We start from the raw sequence: 21349 nt of genomic DNA on the forward strand, positions 1-21349 counted from the left end.
AGCAGGATTACTTCACATTAAGAAGTCCCGTCTTCATAAATGAAGACGGGACTTCTTTTTTATTATATCACGAACTCATCCATCCTCTTAACAAAACGATTTATGATAGAAGCAAAATAAATTTGCTCCCTCTTTCTTTTATACCATTCTGTTATATCAACTTCACCCTTATACTCTTCTCGTAAAAATAGTTCATTTATTTCCATATCTCTACAAAACCAATCTCTCATACTTATTTCCTTATGTGTAACAGCAGGATAAACTTCTCTAAGAGTTGGCGTACAAGATTTTCTAGCTTCTCTTATGTACTGTTCATAATCTGCCCTTGACCCTGTGTGAACAGTTTGCAATGCAAACCTATGGAATAAACTTTTATAATTCGGATGAAATAGTAACGCTGCTAATTTCTTCCCTAGTTCTACACGCTTTTGCAACGTTTCAAATTGATAAACTGAAAAACCATACATCTTCCCTTCAACGGTTGGAAAAATAACAGCACTAACATGAAGCATTTCTTGCAATTTAAAAAGTGCTGTATGAAATACATGTTTTTTAAAATATGTATTCTCAATAATTGGTTTTTGAATTTTATTTTGTTCATTTATAATAAGCGCTGTCATAAGCCTATTTATATCTTTTTTCTCCCAAAAATATATCCATTCTTTTTCCATAAAAATTGACACATTAAAATATTGTAACAAATGGAATAATGGCACCTGCCTCCTCTTACTTTCTTCATATAACAACAGCTGAGGAAATGCATCTAAAAAAATAATCCAATTCGCTTCTTCATAAGTCAAAAACAAATGTTTTTTTACTGTTTGAGGTAAAACAGTGGCATAATACCTCCCTTTTAAATCCGTCATATTCCACCCCGCATTTCTCGAGACCATACTCGCTAAAAAAGCCCACCTAATTTCACTATTTCTTACATAATAGTCTTGATAAGACTGCGTTCGAGAAATGTTATCCATATTAGCTATTTCTATTTCCTTCTTAATGTTGTAAACCGTTGTTTTTTCTTCTTCTGTACAGACCGCACGTTTACGATATTGTTTAATTTTTTCATAATCATTCCATGTAAACATGAATAAGTCATCACACCTTTCTTCAAAAAGGTCACATCTTTTTTCATTTTTTGTTATAATCACCTTTGTAAGTAATTCTTAGCAAGTTGGGAGTGGACACACTATGACCATTCGTTACCCAAATGGAAAACGGTACAATCAAGCTTCACAACCTCATAAAACACCAATTAAAAAACATACTTATAGTAACAGAGGTATGTCCCTTGAAGAGGAATTGAATGAAACAAATGAATATTACTTAACCCATAATATTGCATGTGTACATAAAAAACCTACACCTCTTCAAATTGTAAAAGTAGATTACCCCGCTCGAAGTGCTGCAGTGGTAAAAGAGGCGTATTTTAAACAACCTTCTACAACAGATTACAACGGTGTATATAAAGGGAAATACATCGATTTTGAAGCGAAAGAAACAAAAAATAAAACCAGCTTTCCACTTCAAAACTTCCACCTTCATCAAATTGAACATATGAAGCAAGTAATTGCTCATAATGGAATTGCATTTGTTATTATTAAATTTACACTTTTTGATGAACTTTATTTATTAGATGCAAAACATATTATTACATTTTGGAATCGTCAAAATACTGGTGGACGAAAATCGATTACGAAAGAAGAAATAGTAGAGCATGGATCTTTATTATCATGCGGTTATCACCCTCGGATTGATTATATCCGTGTACTAGACACGGTTTATTTTTCGTGATAGAGTCATCACTAAGGCTCTTTTTTCGACTTTTGGGGAGAGAATGAAAGGTAGGAGAAAGTATAATGTCAGATAATTATCGTTCTCGTACAGAACGAAATCATGTAAAAAATCAAAAGCAAGAAACAAATAAAGAAAAAAAACCAAAGAAAAAAGGCTCCTTTTTTAAAAAATTCCTTATAGGTTGTCTACTTCTTGGTATCGTTGGTCTTGTAGCTGGCGTTTCCGCTTTCTTTGTTATGGTGAAGGACGCTCCAAAATTAGACAAATCAAAACTTGTCAATCCTTTATCAACAAAGTTTCTTGATAAAGACGGGAACTTTTTCTATGAATACGGTGCTGAAAAACGAACCCACGTTACGTATGATCAAATTCCAAAAGTAGTTGAAAATGCATTCCTTGCAACTGAGGACTCACGTTTCTACGATCATAATGGAATTGATTTTAAACGAACTACAAAAGCAGTTATGGAAAATGTCACTGGAGGTTTCGGATCTCAAGGTGGTAGTACGATTACACAACAAGTAGTCAAAAACTATTTTCTAACGATGGACAAAACTGCAAAGAGAAAAGTACAAGAATGGTACTTATCTTACAAATTAGAGCAACAATACTCTAAACATGAGATTTTAGAAATGTACTTAAATAAGATTAATTTAGGTAACCGTTCATATGGGATTGCGACAGCAGCGCAAAAATATTATGGTAAAGATTTAAAAGACTTGCAATTACATGAAGCTGCTATGCTCGCTGGTTTACCCCAAGGTCCAAACATTTACGATCCAACGAAAAAGGAAAATGTTGAACGAGCAACAAATCGTCGTAATGTCGTATTGTCATTAATGAATCGACATGGTTATATAACAAAAGAAGAAATGAATAACGCAGTTAAGATCCCAGTAACAGAGGGTCTTCAACCGTCTTCAGAAATAACTGAGATGAAGTATCAAGCATTTCTAGATGCGGTTGTAAAAGAAGTTGAAAAAGAATATCCTGATGTAAATATTGGTTCAGATGGTTTAACGATTCATACAACACTTGATCAAGATGCTCAAGATTATGCTGAAAAAATTATGGATGGCAATCTTATTAAGTATCCAAACGATCAATTCCAAGGATCATTCGTATTTATGGATACACAATCTGGTGAAGTTCGAGCAATTGGAGCTGGGCGTAAAGGAAGTAAGTCTACTTTCAAAGGTCATAATATGGCCACCGATTTAAAACGCCAAGTCGGTTCAACAATGAAACCAATTTTTGACTACGGCCCAGCAATTGAAAATTTACAATGGTCTACATACCATCAATTAAATGACTCAGAGTATACGTATTCCAATGGTAAAAAGATACGAAATGCAACAAATAGTTACAAAGGTGACGTTTCACTACGTGAAGCTTTGAAAAAGTCATTAAACATCCCAGCTTTAAAAACAGCCCAAGCGGTTGGTCTTCCTAAGTCACAAGCGTTTGCTGAAGGTTTAGGTATGACATTTAAAGATGGCAAAACATTTGAATCAACAGCAATTGGTAGTAACGATAGTTCACCATTACAATTAGCGGGTGCATATGCAGCCTTTGGTAATGGTGGGAACTACAATAAACCGCACTTCGTAAAAGAAGTTACCTTCCCAGATGGGAAAAAGAAAAGTTTTAAACCGAAAGAACAACGTGCGATGCAAGACTACACAGCTTACATGGTGACTGACGTTCTTCGTGATGTCGTAAAACCTGGTTCTGGCGGTACTGGTCCAACAGCATACGTTTCAGGTGTTGATGTTGCCGGTAAAACAGGAACACAAAACTTTGATGCAGACGTTATAAAAGAATATGGTATTCCAGCTGATGCAAACAGAGATAGCTGGTTCGCTGGATATACACCGCAATATACAATGGCAGTATGGACTGGGTACGAAAAAAATGGCCCAGAAAACTACATTAGTGATCGTTATACTAGAATTGCACAGCAAATGTTCCAAGTAATGATGAGCAAATTCGCTACAGATAAAACTCGTTTCGAACGCCCTTCTTCTGTACAAGAAATAAACGGAGAGTTATATGTAAAAGGTGCGAAGAAAGATGCAATTAAACAAATTAAAGTAGATGCACCTAGTGGTCTTAATGTCACTTTCGATGGCGCTAGCACAGTTACACTAAACTGGTCTGGACCAACAGAAGTTGATGCGTATGCAGCAAGCTATAAAGCGACTGACGGTTCAAGTGGTAGTTTATCAGTAAAAGGTACAACAGCTACTCTTGGTGGTATTAAACCAGGCGTTACTTACAGCTTCTCTGTAGTAGCGAAAAAAGGTACTGGAACAAGCCCTGCAGTTGGAGCATCCTTCACTGCGCCTGGCGGAACTCCAGACGCGAAGAAAGCCGAGGAAGAAGCTAAGAAGAAGGCTGAAGAAGAAGCTAAGAAAAAAGCTGATGAGGAAGCTCAGAAAAAGGCCAATGAAGATAAACTAAAACAAGAAGAAGCTACTAAAAAAGCTGAAGAAGAAGCTAAGAAACAACAAGAACAACAACGTAAACAGCAAGAAGAAGCTCAAAAGAAAGCTGAAGAGGAAGCTAGAAAAAAAGCTGAAGAAGAAGCTAAGAAACAGCAAGAAGAGGCTCAAAAGAAAGCTGATGAGGAAGCTAGAAAAAAAGCTGAAGAAGAAGCTAAAAAACAACAAGAGCAACAGCAGCAAGAACAACAACAAAATACCGGAGGAGATACACCTCACGCAGACGGAAATGTTGTTACAACAGAGTCTTAATACAAAAAAAGAAGTCCTTTCTCTTAACGAGAACAGGACTTCTTTTTTGTTATCATTTTCTTTACATATAGCTTTTCTATTTCAATATACAACTGTGCTAACTGAATATAAGAATGATAATTATTCGGTTTCTTTATAATGAACGAATATCGCTCTATAAAATTAACTGGTTGCACTTCCAATTCACTCGTAAAATCTTCTATTTTATTCAAACTATGAACAGGTTGCTCATTTAGCCAATATACAATTGATAATAAATGTGCTGCAAAAAGAATCATCGGACCTTCAGCTTCTTGTTTCTTTCTGTTTCGAAATAAAGTAGCAATGTCCTCATGCTTATTTTTCCATACATTCAACATTACCGGAATACTGTTTTCAATTTCATTCCATGGCTCATATTGTTTTTCAATATCATATATAAAATAAGTCTTTTGTATTGTTTCTTCGAAAGACTGTTCTGCATAATACGCAATCGAATTTACACTTTCTTTAAAAAATGGTAAGCACCGAAATTCTCTCGGTATTTCTATAACTCGCTCCATCCTTTATTTCCCCTTCATTCGCTTCTTTCCTTCTCGGCATACTTCTAGTAACGGGCACTCTTCGCATTGTGGTCGCTGTGCCTTGCAGTGATAACGTCCAAAGAAAATCATACGGTGATGTGTAACGCTCCATTCATCCATCGGAATTTTCTTCATTAATGTCTTTTCTACTTCTAACACTGAATCTTTCCATCTACAAATCGCTAACCGTTTACTCACTCTCTCTACATGCGTATCCACAGCAATTGCCGGAATACCAAACGCTACCGAAACAACTACGTTTGCTGTTTTCCGACCTACACCTGGTAACTTCGTAAGCTCATCTCGATCTTTCGGCACTTCCCCATTGTAATCATCTAATAACATTCTGCACAATTTTTGAATATTTTTTGCTTTATTTCTATACAATCCAATAGAACGTATGTCTTGTTGTAATTCTTCTAGAGAAACACTTAAATAATCTTCTGGTGTTTTATATTTTTGAAATAAATTTTTCGTCACTTTATTTACAAGTGCATCTGTACATTGTGCAGATAATGCTACCGCGATTACTAGTTCAAATGGATTATCATGAATTAATTCACAATGTGCTTCTGGGTACATATCCGCCATTGTATCTAAACAATAGCGAATTTGCGTTTTATTTAACATATACTTCCTCCTACACTACTGCTCCAACCAATTATAAAAAGGCACTTTTCCAGTAAATTTCGTCTCTTGTTTTGTCGTTTGCTGCGTTCGTTGTTGATTTGCTCTAAATTTCCGTCCTTGGTTTTGAGCTTGATCTACTGTTTTAATACCATTCTTTTTCCACTCAAATAAAATACGATCAATATATCGGAAATTAAGCTTACCACTCATTACAGCTTCCCTGAGGGCCGCTTGAATTAAATTCGGATGATGTTGATCTTGATCTTCCCACATTCCCAACGTTTCACATTCAAATGGAGAAAGTGGTCTTCCAAATTCTTTTTCAAATACTGTATATAAATTTACTTGCAGTTGCTTTATTTCTTTTTGCTCTTCCTCTATTGATTCATTCATTAAGAAATGCAATATTTTTTCCCATAGCGGTTGTAAAGAATAACTTTCACACATCATCGCTTCTGATTTTTGTCCACCTTCTAGTGATAAAAAACCTTTTTGAATCAATGTCTGAATGACTTCCATACATTTCATTTCAGTAATCGTCATCCGTTCTGAAATCTCTGACGGAGTCGGAAACGAATTGCCCGATTCTAAAAATGTATGTACATGAAGTACAACCATAAATTCTGTTTCATTTAATCCTAATTTTTTATAATGCATCATAAGTAATTTTGGAATTGCGATGCTTCCCTGTTCAAACCACTGTAACATCATTTTCTTTTTCATCACCAAACACCTCGCTCTCTAGTATAACACACCTTTCGTCATTTCTTTTTGCCACAATTCGTCAAAAAAACCTCCCTATTATGTAGGAAGGTTTTTTGCATTGCATTAATAACATATAGAATTAAGCTTGCACTTTACTTTTCATAAACGTATGAATGCGTTCTAATGCTTTCTCTACTTGTTCAAGAGATGTCGCATATGATAAACGAACGTTATTTGGTGCACCAAATCCTGTACCTGGTACAAGAGCCACTTTTTCCTCTTCTAATAAAGCTTTTGCCCATTCATCAACCGTTTCGTATCCTGATAACGCTACAGCTTCTTTTACATTCGGGAATAAATAAAATGCACCTTGTGGTTTAATGCAAGTAAAGCCAGGGATTTGAATTAATTTATCATAAATAATGTTTAATCTTTCTTCAAATGCTTGACGCATTGTTTCAACAGGTTCTTGTGAGCCTGCATATGCCGCGATTGCGCCGTATTGAGCGATTGAAGTAGGGTTTGACGTACTATGACTCGCTAAGTTCGTCATCGCTTTAATAAGCTGCTTATTTCCTGCTGCATATCCAATACGCCATCCTGTCATAGAATGAGATTTAGATACACCATTAATAATAAGTGTTTGTTCTTTTAATGCATTAGAAAGCTGGGCAATTGAAGTATATTCTGCTCCACCATAAATTAATTTTTCATAAATTTCATCTGAAACGATTAAGATATCATGTTCTAAACATACTTCTCCAAGCTGTTGTAATTCTTCTTTGCTGTAAATCATTCCTGTTGGATTGCTCGGTGAATTAATAATAACTGCTTTCGTTTTCTCTGTAATTGCCTCACGCAGCTGCTCTGCTGTAATTTTGTACTCATTGCCTTCCAGACCTTCTACATAAACTGGCTTACCTCCAGCGAGTTTTACTTGCTCAGGATAACTTACCCAGTAAGGCGTTGGGATGATAACTTCATCTCCTTCATCAAGTAACACCTGGAATAATGTATATAATGCATGCTTTGCACCGTTACATACAATAATTTCGGACGGATCATACGCAATTCCTTGATCGCGAGTAAACTTCTTCACAATCTCTTGTTTTAACGCTTGTAATCCACCTGTTGGTGTATACTTCGTATGCCCTTCTAACATCGCTTTATGTGCAGCATCCATAATATGTTCTGGCGTATTAAAGTCAGGCTCTCCTGCTCCTAATCCAATTACATCATGACCTTCTGCTTTTAATGCTTGTGCCTTTGCTGTAATTTCTAAAGTTGCAGATGGTGTTAAAGCAGCTACTCGCTTTGCTAATTTCATTTGTAGTTCCCCCTACATCTATTTTTCAATGCTATATCGTTTTAAAAACTGACCATCTTGAAATGCAAGATTGTAGTAACTATAACGATTGTCATCATCAATATATGTAACTTCCCATAGTGGTATATTATTTTCAACGCCTAATTTTACTTTTAAAATTTCTTTAGGCTTACTTTTGGGCTCTTTACTTTCATCTCCGACTTGTTCAATCGTTCTTTGTAAAGCATCTTTTTCAGAAATACCTTCGCTCTTTTTCCTTACTATTGTTTCCCCTTTTTTCTCAGGCACCCAAACGATAAGTTGTTCTCCATTTTCATCGGTACCTTGCACGACTGTATATGAAGATTCTCCGTTATAATAATCCACAGATTTTACTTTTGTAAGCTTTGCTTTTTCTTTCGCAATTTCTACAGATTTTGCCTCTTTAGGAAGTTTCTTTTCCATTGCTTTATTATAAACATACGCCCCATATATTCCGCTAGCAACGATTACGATAATGATTGTAAAGATCCACTTTTTCATTTTATCACTACGTTCTGTAAATCGTAAATACAGCTGTTTCTTTATCTTTTTCGTCTAATGCTAATCCGAACATGAGGTCCTGCTCTTTTAACGTACGATTCAAGCTATCAACAATTTTATACAAGTCAGACGAATATTTAATACGCGTCGTTGATAGGACTTCGATTTTCTTATCCATGAAAAAACTCCTCCGTTACACAAAAATTTCTAATTATAGAAGAACGCAATGCGGTTACAATAAGAGTACATTCTTTACAACCCCTGCTTCATCACCCATCTATTATAGCAGGACATGTACAGCAAAAAAAGGTTTCAAGTCGAAAACCAAGACATTTTGTATACAAGAAGTAAGAAAAATAAAATTCCTCCTACCCACATTTTTTACGCCTGAAGATTAAATGTACTTCAGGCGTATTTTTCTTCCAATTTTATTCAGTTGGCCGTTCCTTTACTTGTTCTAACAATTCTTCTAAAGGACCTTCATAGAGCGGGACAGTTGGAATTGATTGTAAAAAATATTTTCCATAGGAAGAGCTTGTCAAACGACGGTCTAATACAAATACTGTTCCGGTATCTGTACTTGTTCTAATGAGACGACCAAATCCTTGTTTGAAACGCAGTATTGCTTGCGGAAGTGCTAACTTAGCAAATACGTCCTCTCCTTGATTTTTTAACCACTCTCCTTTTGCTTCTATCATCGGTTGATAAGGAGGCGTAAAGGGAAGCCGGACAATAACAAGACAACTAAGTGCATCTCCAGGTATATCGATTCCTTCCCAAAAACTACTTGTTCCTAACAAAATTGATTTGTCGAACTCTTGAAACTTACGAATAAGACGACTTCGGCTCTTATTATTCACACTTTGTGTTAATAATAAATACCCTTCTAATTCCTCGTCATTTTTCAAATTCGTATACGCTTCTTTCAACATTTCATACGAGGTGAATAAAACGAGCATTCTACCTTTTGTAGCTTTCGCTATTTTTGCAATATGTGCTGACACAGATTCAATATATTCTTCATTACTTGCTTTCTTAATAAAAGGCACATCCGTTGAAACCATTAATTTCATCTGTTCTTCAAAACGGAATGGTGATGGAACCTGTAATGTATTAGGAGCAAAATCATGTAAACCTAGCTCTTCTTTTATATAGGCAAATGAATCGTTTACTGTCAGCGTTGCTGATGTGAAAATAACACTCTTTTTCTCTGTTAAAAATTCATCAGCAAACCTTTCAGCAATATGAACAGGTTGCCCATATAAAACAGTTGAATGAATGGTTCCCTTCGTTTCAGTCTCCATCCATGTCACATATGAATTTTTTTCTAAAATGAGTAATTGTAAAGCTTGTGCCATCTTTCTCAACAACTCAATTAAATGCATAAATTCACCAGTAACAACATGCATTTCCCATTCTATTTTACTTTGCAATATATCAACTTGCTTCTCAAGTGTAGTCAATAATTTTCTTATATCATATACAAAACGATTTGTTAACTCGGTAATGCTATCCCATAACTTACCTTTCTCTACTTCTGTGTTATATCGATAAATGAGTGGCATATTGCTTATCCCTTGTTCCTGCTTTGTTTGTTTAAAGATGAACGCACGTAACATTTGGAATAGCTCATCCGCATCAAATTTCAATTCCTTCAAACTATGACTCACCATCCGGAAAGTCGAACGAGAGGCTTGTTCAGATTTTTTCATCATTTTATATACTTTTGAAAGTACATCATCTGTTTCTAACGTACCAAGACGAGATAAAACTAGCTGAAAATACATACAGGAGAACTGTTCACCTAATGTTCTACTCGCCGCTTCCTCAATATGATGAGCTTCATCAAAAATAATATGTTCACATGAAGCAAACAATGGTTCTTCACTTGAAAAATCTTGAAATAATAACGCATGATTTGTAATAACGATATCTGCAAATAACGCTTTATTCTTTGCCCGTTGATAAAAACAACGACTAAACCAGTTGCTTTGCATCCCGCCCGGACTATGTACATCACTACAAATACGGTTCCAAAGTAACTTTCCGCCCTCAGGGATATTTAATTCATCCCGATCGCCAGTTTCCGTTTGCAATAACCATACTAAAATTTTTGCCTTTGTGAGCGCCATATCATAATTTTTCTCTTCCTCTTGCAAAGCATATTCAAATTTATGTAGGCAAAGATAATGCTTTCTTCCTTTCAAAAGAGCTACTTCAAATGAAAATGGCATTATTTTCTGTAATAATGGAATTTCTTTTTCTAGTATTTGTTGTTGCAGTTGTACGGTTTGGGTACTTATGATGACAGGTTCTTCTTTTTTCTTTGCAAAATAAATACTTGGAAGCAAATACGCAAGAGTCTTCCCTGTACCTGTTCCTGCTTCGATTAAGGAAAACCTAGAATCTCTTAGTGCTGTATATATTTCCTTCATCATAATTTGTTGGCTTTCTCTTTTTTCAAACTTTGGCATATTTAATGCAAGTTTATCGATTGTCTTATGCAAAAAAGCATCAAATTTAGAGGAACATGTTTCACTGAGATTTAAAGAATAATTTCGTTTTCGAAGCGCAATATTTCGATACACTTCATACTCCTCTGCCGCTTTTTTGCCATGCATCATTTTCTTTAAAATATTTACAGAAAGCACATCCGCAATATCACTTTGAAAAACATCGCTCAATTCATAAAGCGATTGCAAGGTGACAAGTGGTAACTTTTCAATTTCATTTAAAAATTGTAAAAATAATTCCGCTGTAGCAAGAGCATCACTATCCGCACGATGCGGTTGATCGTGCTCTAGTTCGTGTTGTTTAGCTAAATCACGTAATTTATAACTATCAGCCGTTGGCAAAAGAATTTGCGCCAATTCAACTGTATCAACTTTTGGGCAATGTATTTCTGTATATCCAGCCTGCCTTAATTCTTCCGTTAAAAAATTCCAATCAAAGTGAACGTTATGTGCAACGAAAGCTGCACCTTGTAATAGCTCAACAACCATCGGGGCTACATCTTGAAATAACGGGGCTTGCTTAACCATACTCTCATCAATCCCTGTTAACTCTGTAATAAATGGCGGAATCTCTCTCTTCGGATTAATAAAAGATGAAAAAATCTCTAATATCTCTCCATCTTCCACTACAACAGCTGCAATTTGGGTAATTTTATCTTTCCCATCCTTCCAGGAGTTCCCTGTCGTCTCTAAATCCACAACGACATAACGCTTACTCATATATGTAACACCTCAATTTCTTACCTATCAAACAGAAAATTATATAATGTTACTATACCACGTTTTATCTCATCTTAATGAAAAGATGCACAAAAAAGCTATCTCCATAATAGAGATAGCCACCTTACTTATAATATCGTACCCGCTTTTTCAGCACCTAACATTTCAATAATTTGATTATCATCATCTAATACTGCAATTTTCGGCTCTTGTTTATGAATATTTTCTTCTGCCACTAAACCGTAGCAAATAATAATAACTTTATCTCCTGGCTGTACAAGCCTTGCAGCTGCACCATTTAAACAAACAACACCGCTACCTCGTTCGCCTTTAATAACATATGTCTCTAAGCGAGCACCATTATTATTATTTACAATTTGAACTTTTTCATTTTCTACAATATTTACTGCATCCATTAAATCTTCATCAATTGTAATACTACCTACATAATTTAAATTTGCTTCTGTTACTGTTGCGCGATGTAACTTCGCTCTCATCATTGTGCGAAACATAGATGCTCCCCCTTATTTAACCGTTAATGTTATATTGTCAATTAATCGTACATTTTCAAATTTAACTGCAATTGCTAAAATGATTCGCCCTTCAATTTGATCCACTACTTGTAGTGAAGGGTAGGCATATAAATCCGCATAATCTACAGTGCCTTTCGTATACGTCTCAATATATTCTTTTACAAGAGTTGTAATAATTTCTGCATTCCGTTCTCCTGCCTCAATTCTTTCTTTTGCCATACATAGACTGCGGTATAAATGAGGAGCCTCTTTACGCTCTTCTTGTGATAAATACACGTTACGAGAACTTTTCGCTAATCCATCTTCTTCCCTTACAATATCCACCGGTACGATTATAACCGGAATATTAAAATCAGCGACAAATCCTTCAATGACAGCAACTTGCTGGGCATCTTTCATACCGAAATACGCGCGGGTTGGCAATGTAATGTTAAATAGTTTCATGAGTACAGTCGCAACACCAGCGAAATGACCTGGTCTTTGTTTACCGCATAATACATCGGTACGCTTCACAACTTCTACCGTTGTCGTTTGTTCTGCTGGATACATTTCTTCTACACTCGGATAAAATAAATAATCTACACCGTTTTCTTTTGCTACATTTTCATCTCTATCAATATCACGAGGATATCGATCTAAATCTTCATTCGGTCCAAACTGTAGTGGATTTACAAACACGCTTAAAACTACAATTTCATTTTCTTCTCTTGCCTTACGTAATAAAGTCGCATGACCTTCATGTAAATACCCCATCGTTGGGACAAAACCAATACTTTTTCCACTTGCACGCAGTTCTTTTGTAATGTGCTGCATCTCTTGTACTGTCGTTACGATTTTCATGATTGTTTTCCTCCGTATAACGCTAAGCATTCTTCCTCTTTCATTGTGAACGAATGTTTTTCTTCAGGAAATTGCCTTGTCTTTACTTCAGCAACATATTGAGAAATCCCGCGTACAATTTCTTCTTGAACGGACGTATATTGCTTCACAAATTTCGGAACACGATTTACCCCATATGAGATAAGATCATGATAAACAAGCACTTGCCCATCTACTTTTTGTCCTGCGCCAATCCCGATTGTTGGAATTGTTAATTGCTCTGAAATAAGTTCTGCTAACTGCATTGGCACACACTCTAACACGAGTGCAATTGCACCAGCTTCCTCACATTTCTTCGCATCTTCTATTAATTTTTTTGCACTTTCAGCGTCTTTTCCTTGTACTTTATATCCACCTAGCACTCCTACAGATTGAGGAGTTAAACCTAAGTGCGCCACGACAGGAATTCCCGCATTCGTCAAATAGTGAATAGTCGATATCACTTCTCCCGCACCTTCTACCTTCAGTGCATGGGCACCACTCTCTTGAACGATGCGGCGTGCATTCACCATCGTATCTTGCAGTGACACATGATACGACATAAATGGCATATCAGTTACAATAAACGTCTCTTTCGCTCCGCGGCGTACAGCTTTTGTATGATGAATCATATCCTCTACTGTTACTGGTACTGTTGAATCGTAGCCGAGCACAACCATCCCGAGAGAATCTCCAACTAGAATCATATCAACTTCAGCTTCTTCTGCTAATTTAGCAGAAGGATAATCATACGCCGTTAGCATTGTAATCGGCTCACCTTGCTCTTTCATTTTCAAAAAATCTGTTTTTGTTTTCAAAAACTACTCCTCCTTTATACAGGAGAGAGGAGATGGCCGAAATCATATAAAAAACCCCTCTGGCCATAAAAGGGCAGAAGGGTTGTGTGTTAGTCGGCATTATTCATCCCTCTGTCCCAGTCCGTTATTGGATCAAGGCAGAATCCAAGTTATTATTTTTTGTATTGCTTCGAATCATGGTGCAGTTCGCTCTGATACTGCCCACATTCGAACTAATTATAGCAAACTCCAAAAAGGAATTACTACATTTTTTTGAAAAAATAATTTTTATTCTTATTACGGTACGTGAAATTTATAAGTGAACGATTCAATCATAGAAAGATAAACTTTTTAAATACATGGTATAACTCATAAAATAATGATGCAGGTTAATTGAGGAAATATATTTACAAAAGGAGAATTGCGAATGTCTATAAACAAATGGTTATTTCGATTCATCGGTTTTCTTGTGATGCTTGTGGTAATAACAACTTTAAATTCCCTCAATGTATTTGCCTCAGTTAACGACTTGGCACAACCTATTGCGTCAGCGAAAGTGATTGAAGTTGATCTAAACGATGATTACTTTAATCCAAACGTCATCACGATTCCAATTAACGAATCAACAACATTACTGTTGAAAAATAAAGGTAAGAGTGAGCATACCTTTACAATCAAAAAACTCGGTATTGACGTCGTCGTCGAGTCAGGAAAAGAAAAAAACATTACCGTGAAACCTAAAAGTGCCGGTACATATGAATTAATATGTCGATACCATCTCCTCAAAGGAATGGAAGGTAAAGTAATCGTCAAATAAGAAGCAAACTCAACTGGACGATCTTTTAAAATAAAACTTAAATATTAAAAGATTTTATTAATATGGAAATAAAAAAGAAGTTCCAAAAGAGGAACTTCTTTTACTTAATTTCGATATCCGCAGAATGAATATGATGTACTTTTCCTTCATGGTCTTCTAGGAGCAATACACCATCCTCTGTAATTCCTTTTGCTACACCCGTAATCGTCTCTCTCATCGTTCGAGCGTTAATTTCTTTCCCGATGCTTACAGCGTAACTTTCCCAAAGAATTTTAATAACAGAGAAACCATTTTGTAAATACTCTTCATATAATTTTTCTAGTTGTAAAAAGATTTGTTGCATAAGCTCTGCACGAACAATTGGCTTACCAGATTCAATCGCTAAAGAAGTAGCAATATGCTGAATTTCCTCATCAAAATGTTCTTGCTTTTGATTCGCATTAATACCAATACCCATAATGACAGCATTAATTTTATCAGGATCAGCCTGCATTTCTGTTAATATACCTACAGCCTTTTTTCCTTGAATTAAAATATCATTCGGCCATTTTATTCCTACGTTTACACCTGTGCATTTTTCAATTGCTTGCGCAACGCTAACAGCGGCTAACAAAGTAAGTTGTGGTGCATGATGAACCGGAATTGACGGACGTAAAATAATACTCATCCAAATTCCCGTTCCTTTTGGAGAGTGCCATTTTCTGCTTAAACGACCTCTACCCGCTGTTTGTTCTTCTGCCACAACAATTGTTCCTTCTTCTGCACCTTCATAAGCAAGCTTTGCTGCAATATGCTGCGTTGATTCAACAGACTCTTCAAAATACACTGTTCTACCAATATGTTTCGTTTGTAACCCTAACTGTATTTCATTCGCAGTCACTTTGTCTGGCTTACTTGCAATTCGATAACCTAATCGACGCACTGCTTCAAGTTCGTAGCCCTCATTCCGAAGGTCCTCCATATGTTTCCATACAGCGGTTCTCGAGCAACCAAGTTTATCACTAATCGTTTGGCCAGATACAAACTCTCCATCCGCCTCAGAAAAAACTTGCAATAACTGCTTTCTTATAGTAGATTGCATTCTTGCAGCCACTCCCTTATACACTCTTTCTCATTAACTACGTTTCCTTGTACGATTGCTTCCTCAATCTTTTGAATCATTTCAGCAACCCATGGACCGGGCTTTTTACTTGCCCAGTTTAACAAATCATTCCCAGTCACATCCATCTCTTGTCGACTTTTGATTGGTAATGCTTGAAACAACGTTTGTACCCGTTCAACAGATGTATGATCATAGCTTTCAATCATCGCTTCATATACTCTTTCTGCCATTTCAGCTATATGAATTCCCGTTTTATAAAGAAGGACTGTATCCCAATCCTTCTCCTTTCTCTTACGGATTGTTAATAAAACTGCGACGATATCTTTTATTTTTTTATTTGAAAACTTCCATTGACGTAAAAAGACAGATGGATGTTCTTCTCCAATACAATATAAGAAAAACGCCCATGCCTCAATGTCTGTTTCAAAAGAATCCCAGTTATACTGCGTAGCTTTTAATAATCTCTCTTCTGACATTTGTAGATATGGCAGATGAGAAAATAGTTTCGTTTCCACTAATTCTTTGAGACCCTTCACGCAATATGTGCCAGTTAACAGTTTTTCAAACTCCACTGTAATTCTCTCAATTGCTATATGTTCCAGCAAATGTCCATATGTTTCAATTGCTTGTTTCGTTTTCGTCTCTAAAGAAAAACCTAACGTACTTACGAACCGAATACCACGCATCATTCGCAGGGCATCTTCTTGAAAACGATCCGCAGCATTTCCCACTGTCACAATTTCTCTCTTTTGAATCGCTTCCTGTCCTGCAAATAAATCGACCATTTCGCCTTCTTCTGTCATGGCAATTGCATTCATTGTGAAATCACGACGTTTTAAATCCTCTTCTAATGAACGAACAAATTGAACACTACTAGGTCTTCGAAAATCTTCATATTCACTCTCTGTTCGAAAAGTGGTTACCTCATAAGGCTCACCATTTTCTACTACAATTACAGTTCCATGTTCAAGACCAACAGGAACATGTCTTGGAAATATAGCCATCACTTCTTCTGGTAAAGCAGATGTCGCAATATCAATATCTCCAATCGGCCTATCGATAATAAGGTCTCTTACGCTTCCACCGACAAAGTAAGCCTCATGCCCTTGCTGCTTTAAAGTCTCAATAATAGAACTAGCTTTTTTAAATCTTTCCATTTTTGTCATCCCTTAGTACATCATAGTAAATCGTTTCATATTGTGAGACGATTTTTTCAGAGCGAAACTGCTCGTAAACACTTTCTCTTGCTCGCTCTCCCATATTACGGTGAAGTTCTTCATCCTTTAATAGCTGAATAGCTTGATCTGCCACTCCTGTTGTATCGCCAACTTCACATAAATATCCTGTATCACCATGTTGAATGACTTCTGGAATACCTCCAACCCTTGTTCCGATACAAGGTACACCACACGCCATCGCTTCTAATAAAACAAGACCAAAACTCTCCTTCTCTGATAAAAGCAACATTAAATCACTCATCGCAAGTAGTTCTGCAACATTATCTTGCTTCCCTAAGAATAAGACGCGATCTTCAATATGTAAATTTTTCACCAACTGTAAAATCGTGCAAAATTCTGGTCCATCTCCAACAAGAAGCAACTTCGCATCTACTTCTGTAACAATTTTAGCAAATGCCTGCACAACATCTTGCACACGTTTCACTTTACGGAAGTTTGAAATGTGAATGAGTATCTTTTCACTCTCACTTATACCATATTCTTTCTTTAATTGGGTCATATCACGTTTGAAATATACACGTTCGTCTATAAAGTTGTATACCGTTTGAATGTCTTTATTTGGTTTTACAAGCTCATGCGTTTCGTTAATTAATGAATGCGAGACAGCCGTCACAACATCAGATTGCTCAATACCAAAACGAATTAAATTATTTAGCGAAGGGTCGGATCCTAACACAGTAATATCTGTTCCATGCAAGGTTGTAACAATTTTAATACGCTCTCCAATCATTTGTTTTGCTAAATAAGCACAAATGGCATGTGGTATTGCGTAATGCACATGTAAAATGTCTAGGTTTTCTCTTTGTGCAACCTCTGCCATTTTACTCGCTAACGCTAAATCGTATGGTGGATATTGAAATACAGAGTATTGATTTACCGTCACTTCATGAAAATAAATGTTTGGATACACTTTATTTAACCGGAATGGTAAACCCGATGTAATAAAATGAATTTCATGCCCGCGTTCCGCTAATTGCTTTCCTAATTCTGTTCCAACAACTCCAGAACCACCTACAGAAGGATAACATGTAATACCTATTTTTAATTTCATTTACATCCCCCTATTAAATCAGCATGTAATAAAACCGGTTTCTTACTCATAAATCCTTCGGCATATAAGACTCCAACTTCTTTTCCAAACATTTTCTCACGAGCGACTACAGTTTCAACGTAACCTTCTGTTAACGGCGTTTTCACACCATCACTCCCTGTTGAAAACTGACTTTCATACGCTTCTAATGCTTCCACTTTTTGCGATACGTATTCACTAATATCTATACAAAAATTCGGTTTATGAAAACCATTAATCATATAATGATAAAAAGACTCCACACGATGTGGTGGAACCTCTGGCATATATTTGCGAATTCCCGCTGAAAAAATAGCTTCTTCCACAAGTTTTGCACAATTTGCATGATCTGGATGACGATCTTCATAATACGGCGCAAAAACTAGTTTTGGTTTATATGTACGAATTACCTTTACAATTTCACGTATATACTCTTCTTTCATATACAAACCACGGTCTGGCATCGCTAAATTTAATCTCGTTTTTACTCCCATTATACGAGCTGCCGCCTTTGCTTCTTCTTTTCTTAACTCTATCGTTCCGTTAGAAGAAAGATCAGCTTCTGTTAAATCACAAATACCTACTTCATACCCTTGCTTCGTATATTTAGCAATGGTACCCGCCATGCCGATTTCAACATCATCGGCATGGGCACCAAACGCTAATATATGTAATCCACTCATAATTGTTCCCCTCATTTTCTTAACTTGCGGTAATCTAAATCTCCTCGCTCTAATGCGTGCATTAACATTTCAGCACTTGCCATATTCGTTGCAAGTGGAATTGCATATACATCACATAAACGAAGCAATGCATTCACATCCGGTTCATGCGGTTGTGCTGTTAATGGATCACGGAAGAAAATTACCATGTCTAAATCATTTTTTGCAATCATTGCACCAATTTCTTGATCGCCGCCAAGAGGACCAGATTGATATCTTGTTACAACTAAGCCGGTCGCTTCCATAATACGAAGTCCTGTCGTTCCTGTTGCAAATAATTCATGTTGTTCAAAAATTGGTTTATATGCGTATGCAAACGAAACCATGTCGTCTTTCTTTTTGTCATGTGCGATTAAGGCAATTTTCATCCATTGTCTCTCCTTTAGTCGATAATATTTTCTAAACCGTACACAAGATGATCTAGATTCATTACTGTCTCAATTGATAGTTTTACACCAGACATAAATGATGCACGATTGAATGAATCATGACGAACTGTTAACATTTGTCCGTCTCCACCAAACATTACTTCTTGATGTGCAATAAGTCCTGGTAAGCGCACACTATGAATATGAATGCCATCTACATTTGCACCACGAGCCCCTTCTAGTTGCTCTACTTCATTTGGATGACCTTGCTGCTTTGATTCACGATTTTGACGAATCAATTCTACTGTTTTTACCGCTGTACCAGATGGTGCATCTAGTTTTTGATCATGATGCAATTCAATTACTTCAACATCTTGGAAATATTTCGCTGCCATTTGTGAGAATTTCATCATCAGAACTGCACCAATTGCAAAGTTTGGAGCGATAATTGTTCCTACTGCTTTTTCTTTCGCAGTCTCGGTTAATTGTTTTAGCTCTTCTTCTGTAAACCCAGTTGTACCAATAACAGAACGAAGTCCACGCTCAACTGCTAGTGTAACGTGTTGTTTCCCAACTTCTGGCGTTGTTAAATCTAACAACACATCTGCTTCTACTTCCTCTAAACAAGTATGTAAATCTGCGTAAATAGGTGCATCTAGCGCTGGCATTCCCGGTAAATCAGAGATTTTCTCTCCACCATGCTTATAATCCACTGCTGCTACTAAATTAAAATGTTCCGTTCTTTCCATAAGAAGAACTGCTTCATGTCCCATACGTCCTCTTGGTCCAGCGATAATTACTTTCATTTCTTTCATTATTCTTTCTCTCCCTCATCAATACGTGTCCAGCGATCTTTATCGCGAGTATTAAATTTATTCATTACAATGTTATGTGCTGTTTCTAAATCAATATTTAAACTATTTGCCATACAAATCATAACAAATAATACATCTCCAAGCTCTTCTTCAATACTACGTTCTTTTTCAGTTGTTTTCTTCGGTTTCTCACCATAATAATGATTAACCTCTCTTGCAAGCTCCCCCATTTCTTCCGTTAAACGAGCCATCATTGCAAGTGGACTGAAATAACCTTCTTTAAACTGACCAATATATGCATCAACTTCTTTCTGCATATCCTTCATCGTTTTCGCTTCCATACAATTCACCTCTAATCCTTCCTCTTTCATGTTAGCCAATTCATCGCGATTTGACAAATATTATTCCCCGCCAAACACCTATTTGCGACCCTTTTTGGGAAAGATTATAATAAAGTGAAACTTCTTTTGCCTTTTTGGCAAAAAATCAACCAGAACCAATCGATTTTTATAGCCTTCACTATTTTCACTAGCAACTAGAAATTACTTATCATTATGTTTTACCGTTTCAGCGGAGCAATGCCATTTACATAATTAGGGGGATTTCTATATGACATCAAATTTGAAGATTCGAAATATCATTTTTATTTTAATCGGTTCCGCTATTTTTTCTTTCGGTATTGTGAATATCAATATTGAAAATCACCTTGCAGAAGGTGGATTTACCGGTATTACACTATTATTGTATTTTCTATTTAAGTTTGATCCTTCTTATTCAAACTTAATTTTAAATATTCCTATATTTTTCATTGGTTGGAAATTACTTGGAAGAACAACGTTTATCTATACACTAATCGGTACCTTTAGCGTATCTTTATTTCTATGGATTTTTCAGCGTTACGAAGTTCTCAACTTACATTTAAACTTACAAAATGATATGACACTCGCAGCTTTATTTGCTGGGGCATTTATTGGTATCGGTCTCGGGATCATATTTAAATACGGCGGAACTACTGGCGGTGTAGATATTATTGCGAGACTCGCTCATAAATATGTTGGCTGGAGTATGGGGAAAACTATGTTTATGTTTGATGCTATCGTCATTATCGTCTCTATCCTTACCTATTTATCATATCGCGAGGGTATGTATACGTTAGTTGCTGTTTTTATCGGGGCGAAGGTCATTGATTTTATGCAAGAAGGAGCCTATGCAGCAAAAGGAGCAACTATTATCTCAGATAAAAACGATGAAATTGCTGCTAAAATTTTATCTGAGATGGAGCGCGGAGCAACCTTTTTAAAAGCTGTTGGATCGTATACAAAAGTGGAACGGAACGTATTGTATTGCGTTGTTGCTAAAAATGAAATCGTGAAATTAAAAAATATTATTACTTCTGTAGATCCTCATGCATTTGTTGCAGTAAGTGACGTACATGATGTAGTTGGTGAAGGTTTTACGTTGGATGAAAATAAAAACCCATTACATACATAAACATAA

Annotated in this window: 22 protein-coding genes; 4 read left to right on the plus strand and 18 right to left on the minus strand. The window is 36.2% G+C overall.

Features of this window, described 5'->3' with window-relative positions; all coding sequences use genetic code 11:
• Positions 1-62: 62 nt before the first annotated feature.
• On the minus strand, positions 63-1088 hold the full coding sequence (locus tag AC0L0O_RS17145) for a DUF2515 domain-containing protein (protein WP_000495642.1): 1026 nt from the start codon (positions 1086-1088) through the stop codon (positions 63-65).
• Positions 1089-1191: 103 nt separating this feature from the next.
• Between AC0L0O_RS17145 and recU the strand changes: the two genes are divergently transcribed.
• Positions 1192-1794 (plus strand): Holliday junction resolvase RecU, encoded by a 603-nt coding sequence (gene recU / locus AC0L0O_RS17150; RefSeq protein ID WP_000155594.1) that lies wholly within the window; start codon positions 1192-1194, stop codon positions 1792-1794.
• Between the two features lie 65 nt (positions 1795-1859).
• On the plus strand, positions 1860-4553 hold the full coding sequence (locus AC0L0O_RS17155; protein WP_001283114.1) for a PBP1A family penicillin-binding protein: 2694 nt from the start codon (positions 1860-1862) through the stop codon (positions 4551-4553).
• A 23-nt stretch (positions 4554-4576) separates the two neighbouring features.
• Here AC0L0O_RS17155 and AC0L0O_RS17160 read toward each other — a convergent pair whose 3' ends face one another.
• The 10 genes from AC0L0O_RS17160 to panB form a co-directional block, all read right to left on the minus strand.
• Positions 4577-5095, minus strand: a complete 519-nt coding sequence (locus tag AC0L0O_RS17160) for a YpoC family protein (RefSeq protein WP_000442686.1) — start codon at positions 5093-5095, stop codon at positions 4577-4579.
• Positions 5096-5098: 3 nt separating this feature from the next.
• Positions 5099-5746 carry an endonuclease III gene (gene nth, locus AC0L0O_RS17165; protein ID WP_000933025.1) on the minus strand — a complete coding sequence of 216 codons (648 nt, stop codon included), beginning with the start codon at positions 5744-5746 and terminating at the stop codon, positions 5099-5101.
• Positions 5747-5761: 15 nt separating this feature from the next.
• The gene (dnaD, locus tag AC0L0O_RS17170) at positions 5762-6469 is read right to left on the minus strand and encodes a DNA replication protein DnaD (protein ID WP_000728549.1); all 708 of its coding nucleotides are present in this window, start codon (positions 6467-6469) and stop codon (positions 5762-5764) included.
• A 121-nt stretch (positions 6470-6590) separates the two neighbouring features.
• Positions 6591-7778, minus strand: a complete 1188-nt coding sequence (aspB, locus tag AC0L0O_RS17175; protein ID WP_000761551.1) for an aspartate transaminase AspB — start codon at positions 7776-7778, stop codon at positions 6591-6593.
• 18 nt (positions 7779-7796) lie between these two features.
• Positions 7797-8300: a cell wall elongation regulator TseB-like domain-containing protein gene (locus tag AC0L0O_RS17180; protein ID WP_000758754.1), complete on the minus strand. Its 504-nt coding sequence runs from the start codon at positions 8298-8300 to the stop codon at positions 7797-7799.
• Positions 8301-8307: 7 nt separating this feature from the next.
• On the minus strand, positions 8308-8478 hold the full coding sequence (locus AC0L0O_RS17185) for a YpmA family protein (RefSeq protein ID WP_000358352.1): 171 nt from the start codon (positions 8476-8478) through the stop codon (positions 8308-8310).
• A 250-nt stretch (positions 8479-8728) separates the two neighbouring features.
• Entirely contained in the window at positions 8729-11533 is a 2805-nt protein-coding gene (gene dinG, locus AC0L0O_RS17190) for an ATP-dependent DNA helicase DinG (protein ID WP_000044941.1), read from the minus strand.
• A gap of 128 nt (positions 11534-11661) precedes the next feature.
• Positions 11662-12045 carry an aspartate 1-decarboxylase gene (panD, locus tag AC0L0O_RS17195; protein WP_000490176.1) on the minus strand — a complete coding sequence of 128 codons (384 nt, stop codon included), beginning with the start codon at positions 12043-12045 and terminating at the stop codon, positions 11662-11664.
• A gap of 12 nt (positions 12046-12057) precedes the next feature.
• A complete protein-coding gene (panC, locus tag AC0L0O_RS17200) occupies positions 12058-12906 on the minus strand; it encodes a pantoate--beta-alanine ligase (protein ID WP_000706997.1) in 849 nt (282 codons plus the stop codon).
• Positions 12903-13742, minus strand: a complete 840-nt coding sequence (gene panB / locus AC0L0O_RS17205) for a 3-methyl-2-oxobutanoate hydroxymethyltransferase (protein ID WP_000851103.1) — start codon at positions 13740-13742, stop codon at positions 12903-12905. Before panB ends, panC begins: the two co-directional genes overlap by 4 nt.
• 406 nt (positions 13743-14148) lie before the next feature.
• Between panB and AC0L0O_RS17210 the strand changes: the two genes are divergently transcribed.
• A complete protein-coding gene (locus AC0L0O_RS17210; RefSeq protein WP_000026406.1) occupies positions 14149-14538 on the plus strand; it encodes a cupredoxin domain-containing protein in 390 nt (129 codons plus the stop codon).
• Between the two features lie 100 nt (positions 14539-14638).
• On the opposite strand, the gene AC0L0O_RS17215 is transcribed toward AC0L0O_RS17210, so the two are convergent.
• From AC0L0O_RS17215 to AC0L0O_RS17245, 7 genes are read right to left on the minus strand one after another with little or no spacing between them, the layout of a single operon-like run.
• Entirely contained in the window at positions 14639-15619 is a 981-nt protein-coding gene (locus tag AC0L0O_RS17215) for a biotin--[acetyl-CoA-carboxylase] ligase (RefSeq protein WP_001192043.1), read from the minus strand.
• The gene (locus tag AC0L0O_RS17220; RefSeq protein WP_000439304.1) at positions 15604-16797 is read right to left on the minus strand and encodes a CCA tRNA nucleotidyltransferase; all 1194 of its coding nucleotides are present in this window, start codon (positions 16795-16797) and stop codon (positions 15604-15606) included. Before AC0L0O_RS17220 ends, AC0L0O_RS17215 begins: the two co-directional genes overlap by 16 nt.
• On the minus strand, positions 16784-17929 hold the full coding sequence (bshA, locus tag AC0L0O_RS17225; RefSeq protein WP_000768296.1) for an N-acetyl-alpha-D-glucosaminyl L-malate synthase BshA: 1146 nt from the start codon (positions 17927-17929) through the stop codon (positions 16784-16786). The genes AC0L0O_RS17220 and bshA overlap by 14 nt, the downstream gene beginning before the upstream one ends.
• Positions 17926-18630 (minus strand): bacillithiol biosynthesis deacetylase BshB1, encoded by a 705-nt coding sequence (gene bshB1, locus AC0L0O_RS17230; RefSeq protein WP_000015666.1) that lies wholly within the window; start codon positions 18628-18630, stop codon positions 17926-17928. Before bshB1 ends, bshA begins: the two co-directional genes overlap by 4 nt.
• 11 nt (positions 18631-18641) lie before the next feature.
• Positions 18642-19037, minus strand: coding sequence for a methylglyoxal synthase (gene mgsA, locus AC0L0O_RS17235; protein ID WP_000684755.1), 396 nt, complete (start codon positions 19035-19037; stop codon positions 18642-18644).
• Positions 19038-19051: 14 nt separating this feature from the next.
• On the minus strand, positions 19052-19852 hold the full coding sequence (gene dapB, locus AC0L0O_RS17240; RefSeq protein ID WP_000661724.1) for a dihydrodipicolinate reductase: 801 nt from the start codon (positions 19850-19852) through the stop codon (positions 19052-19054).
• Entirely contained in the window at positions 19852-20193 is a 342-nt protein-coding gene (locus AC0L0O_RS17245) for a nucleotide pyrophosphohydrolase (protein WP_002108639.1), read from the minus strand. The genes dapB and AC0L0O_RS17245 overlap by 1 nt, the downstream gene beginning before the upstream one ends.
• Positions 20194-20461: 268 nt before the next feature.
• On the opposite strand from AC0L0O_RS17245, the gene AC0L0O_RS17250 reads away from it, so the two are divergent.
• A complete protein-coding gene (locus AC0L0O_RS17250; RefSeq protein ID WP_000203305.1) occupies positions 20462-21343 on the plus strand; it encodes a YitT family protein in 882 nt (293 codons plus the stop codon).
• Positions 21344-21349 lie beyond the last annotated feature (6 nt).

This window comes from Bacillus sp. GS3m_15504 (genome assembly GCF_055825275.1).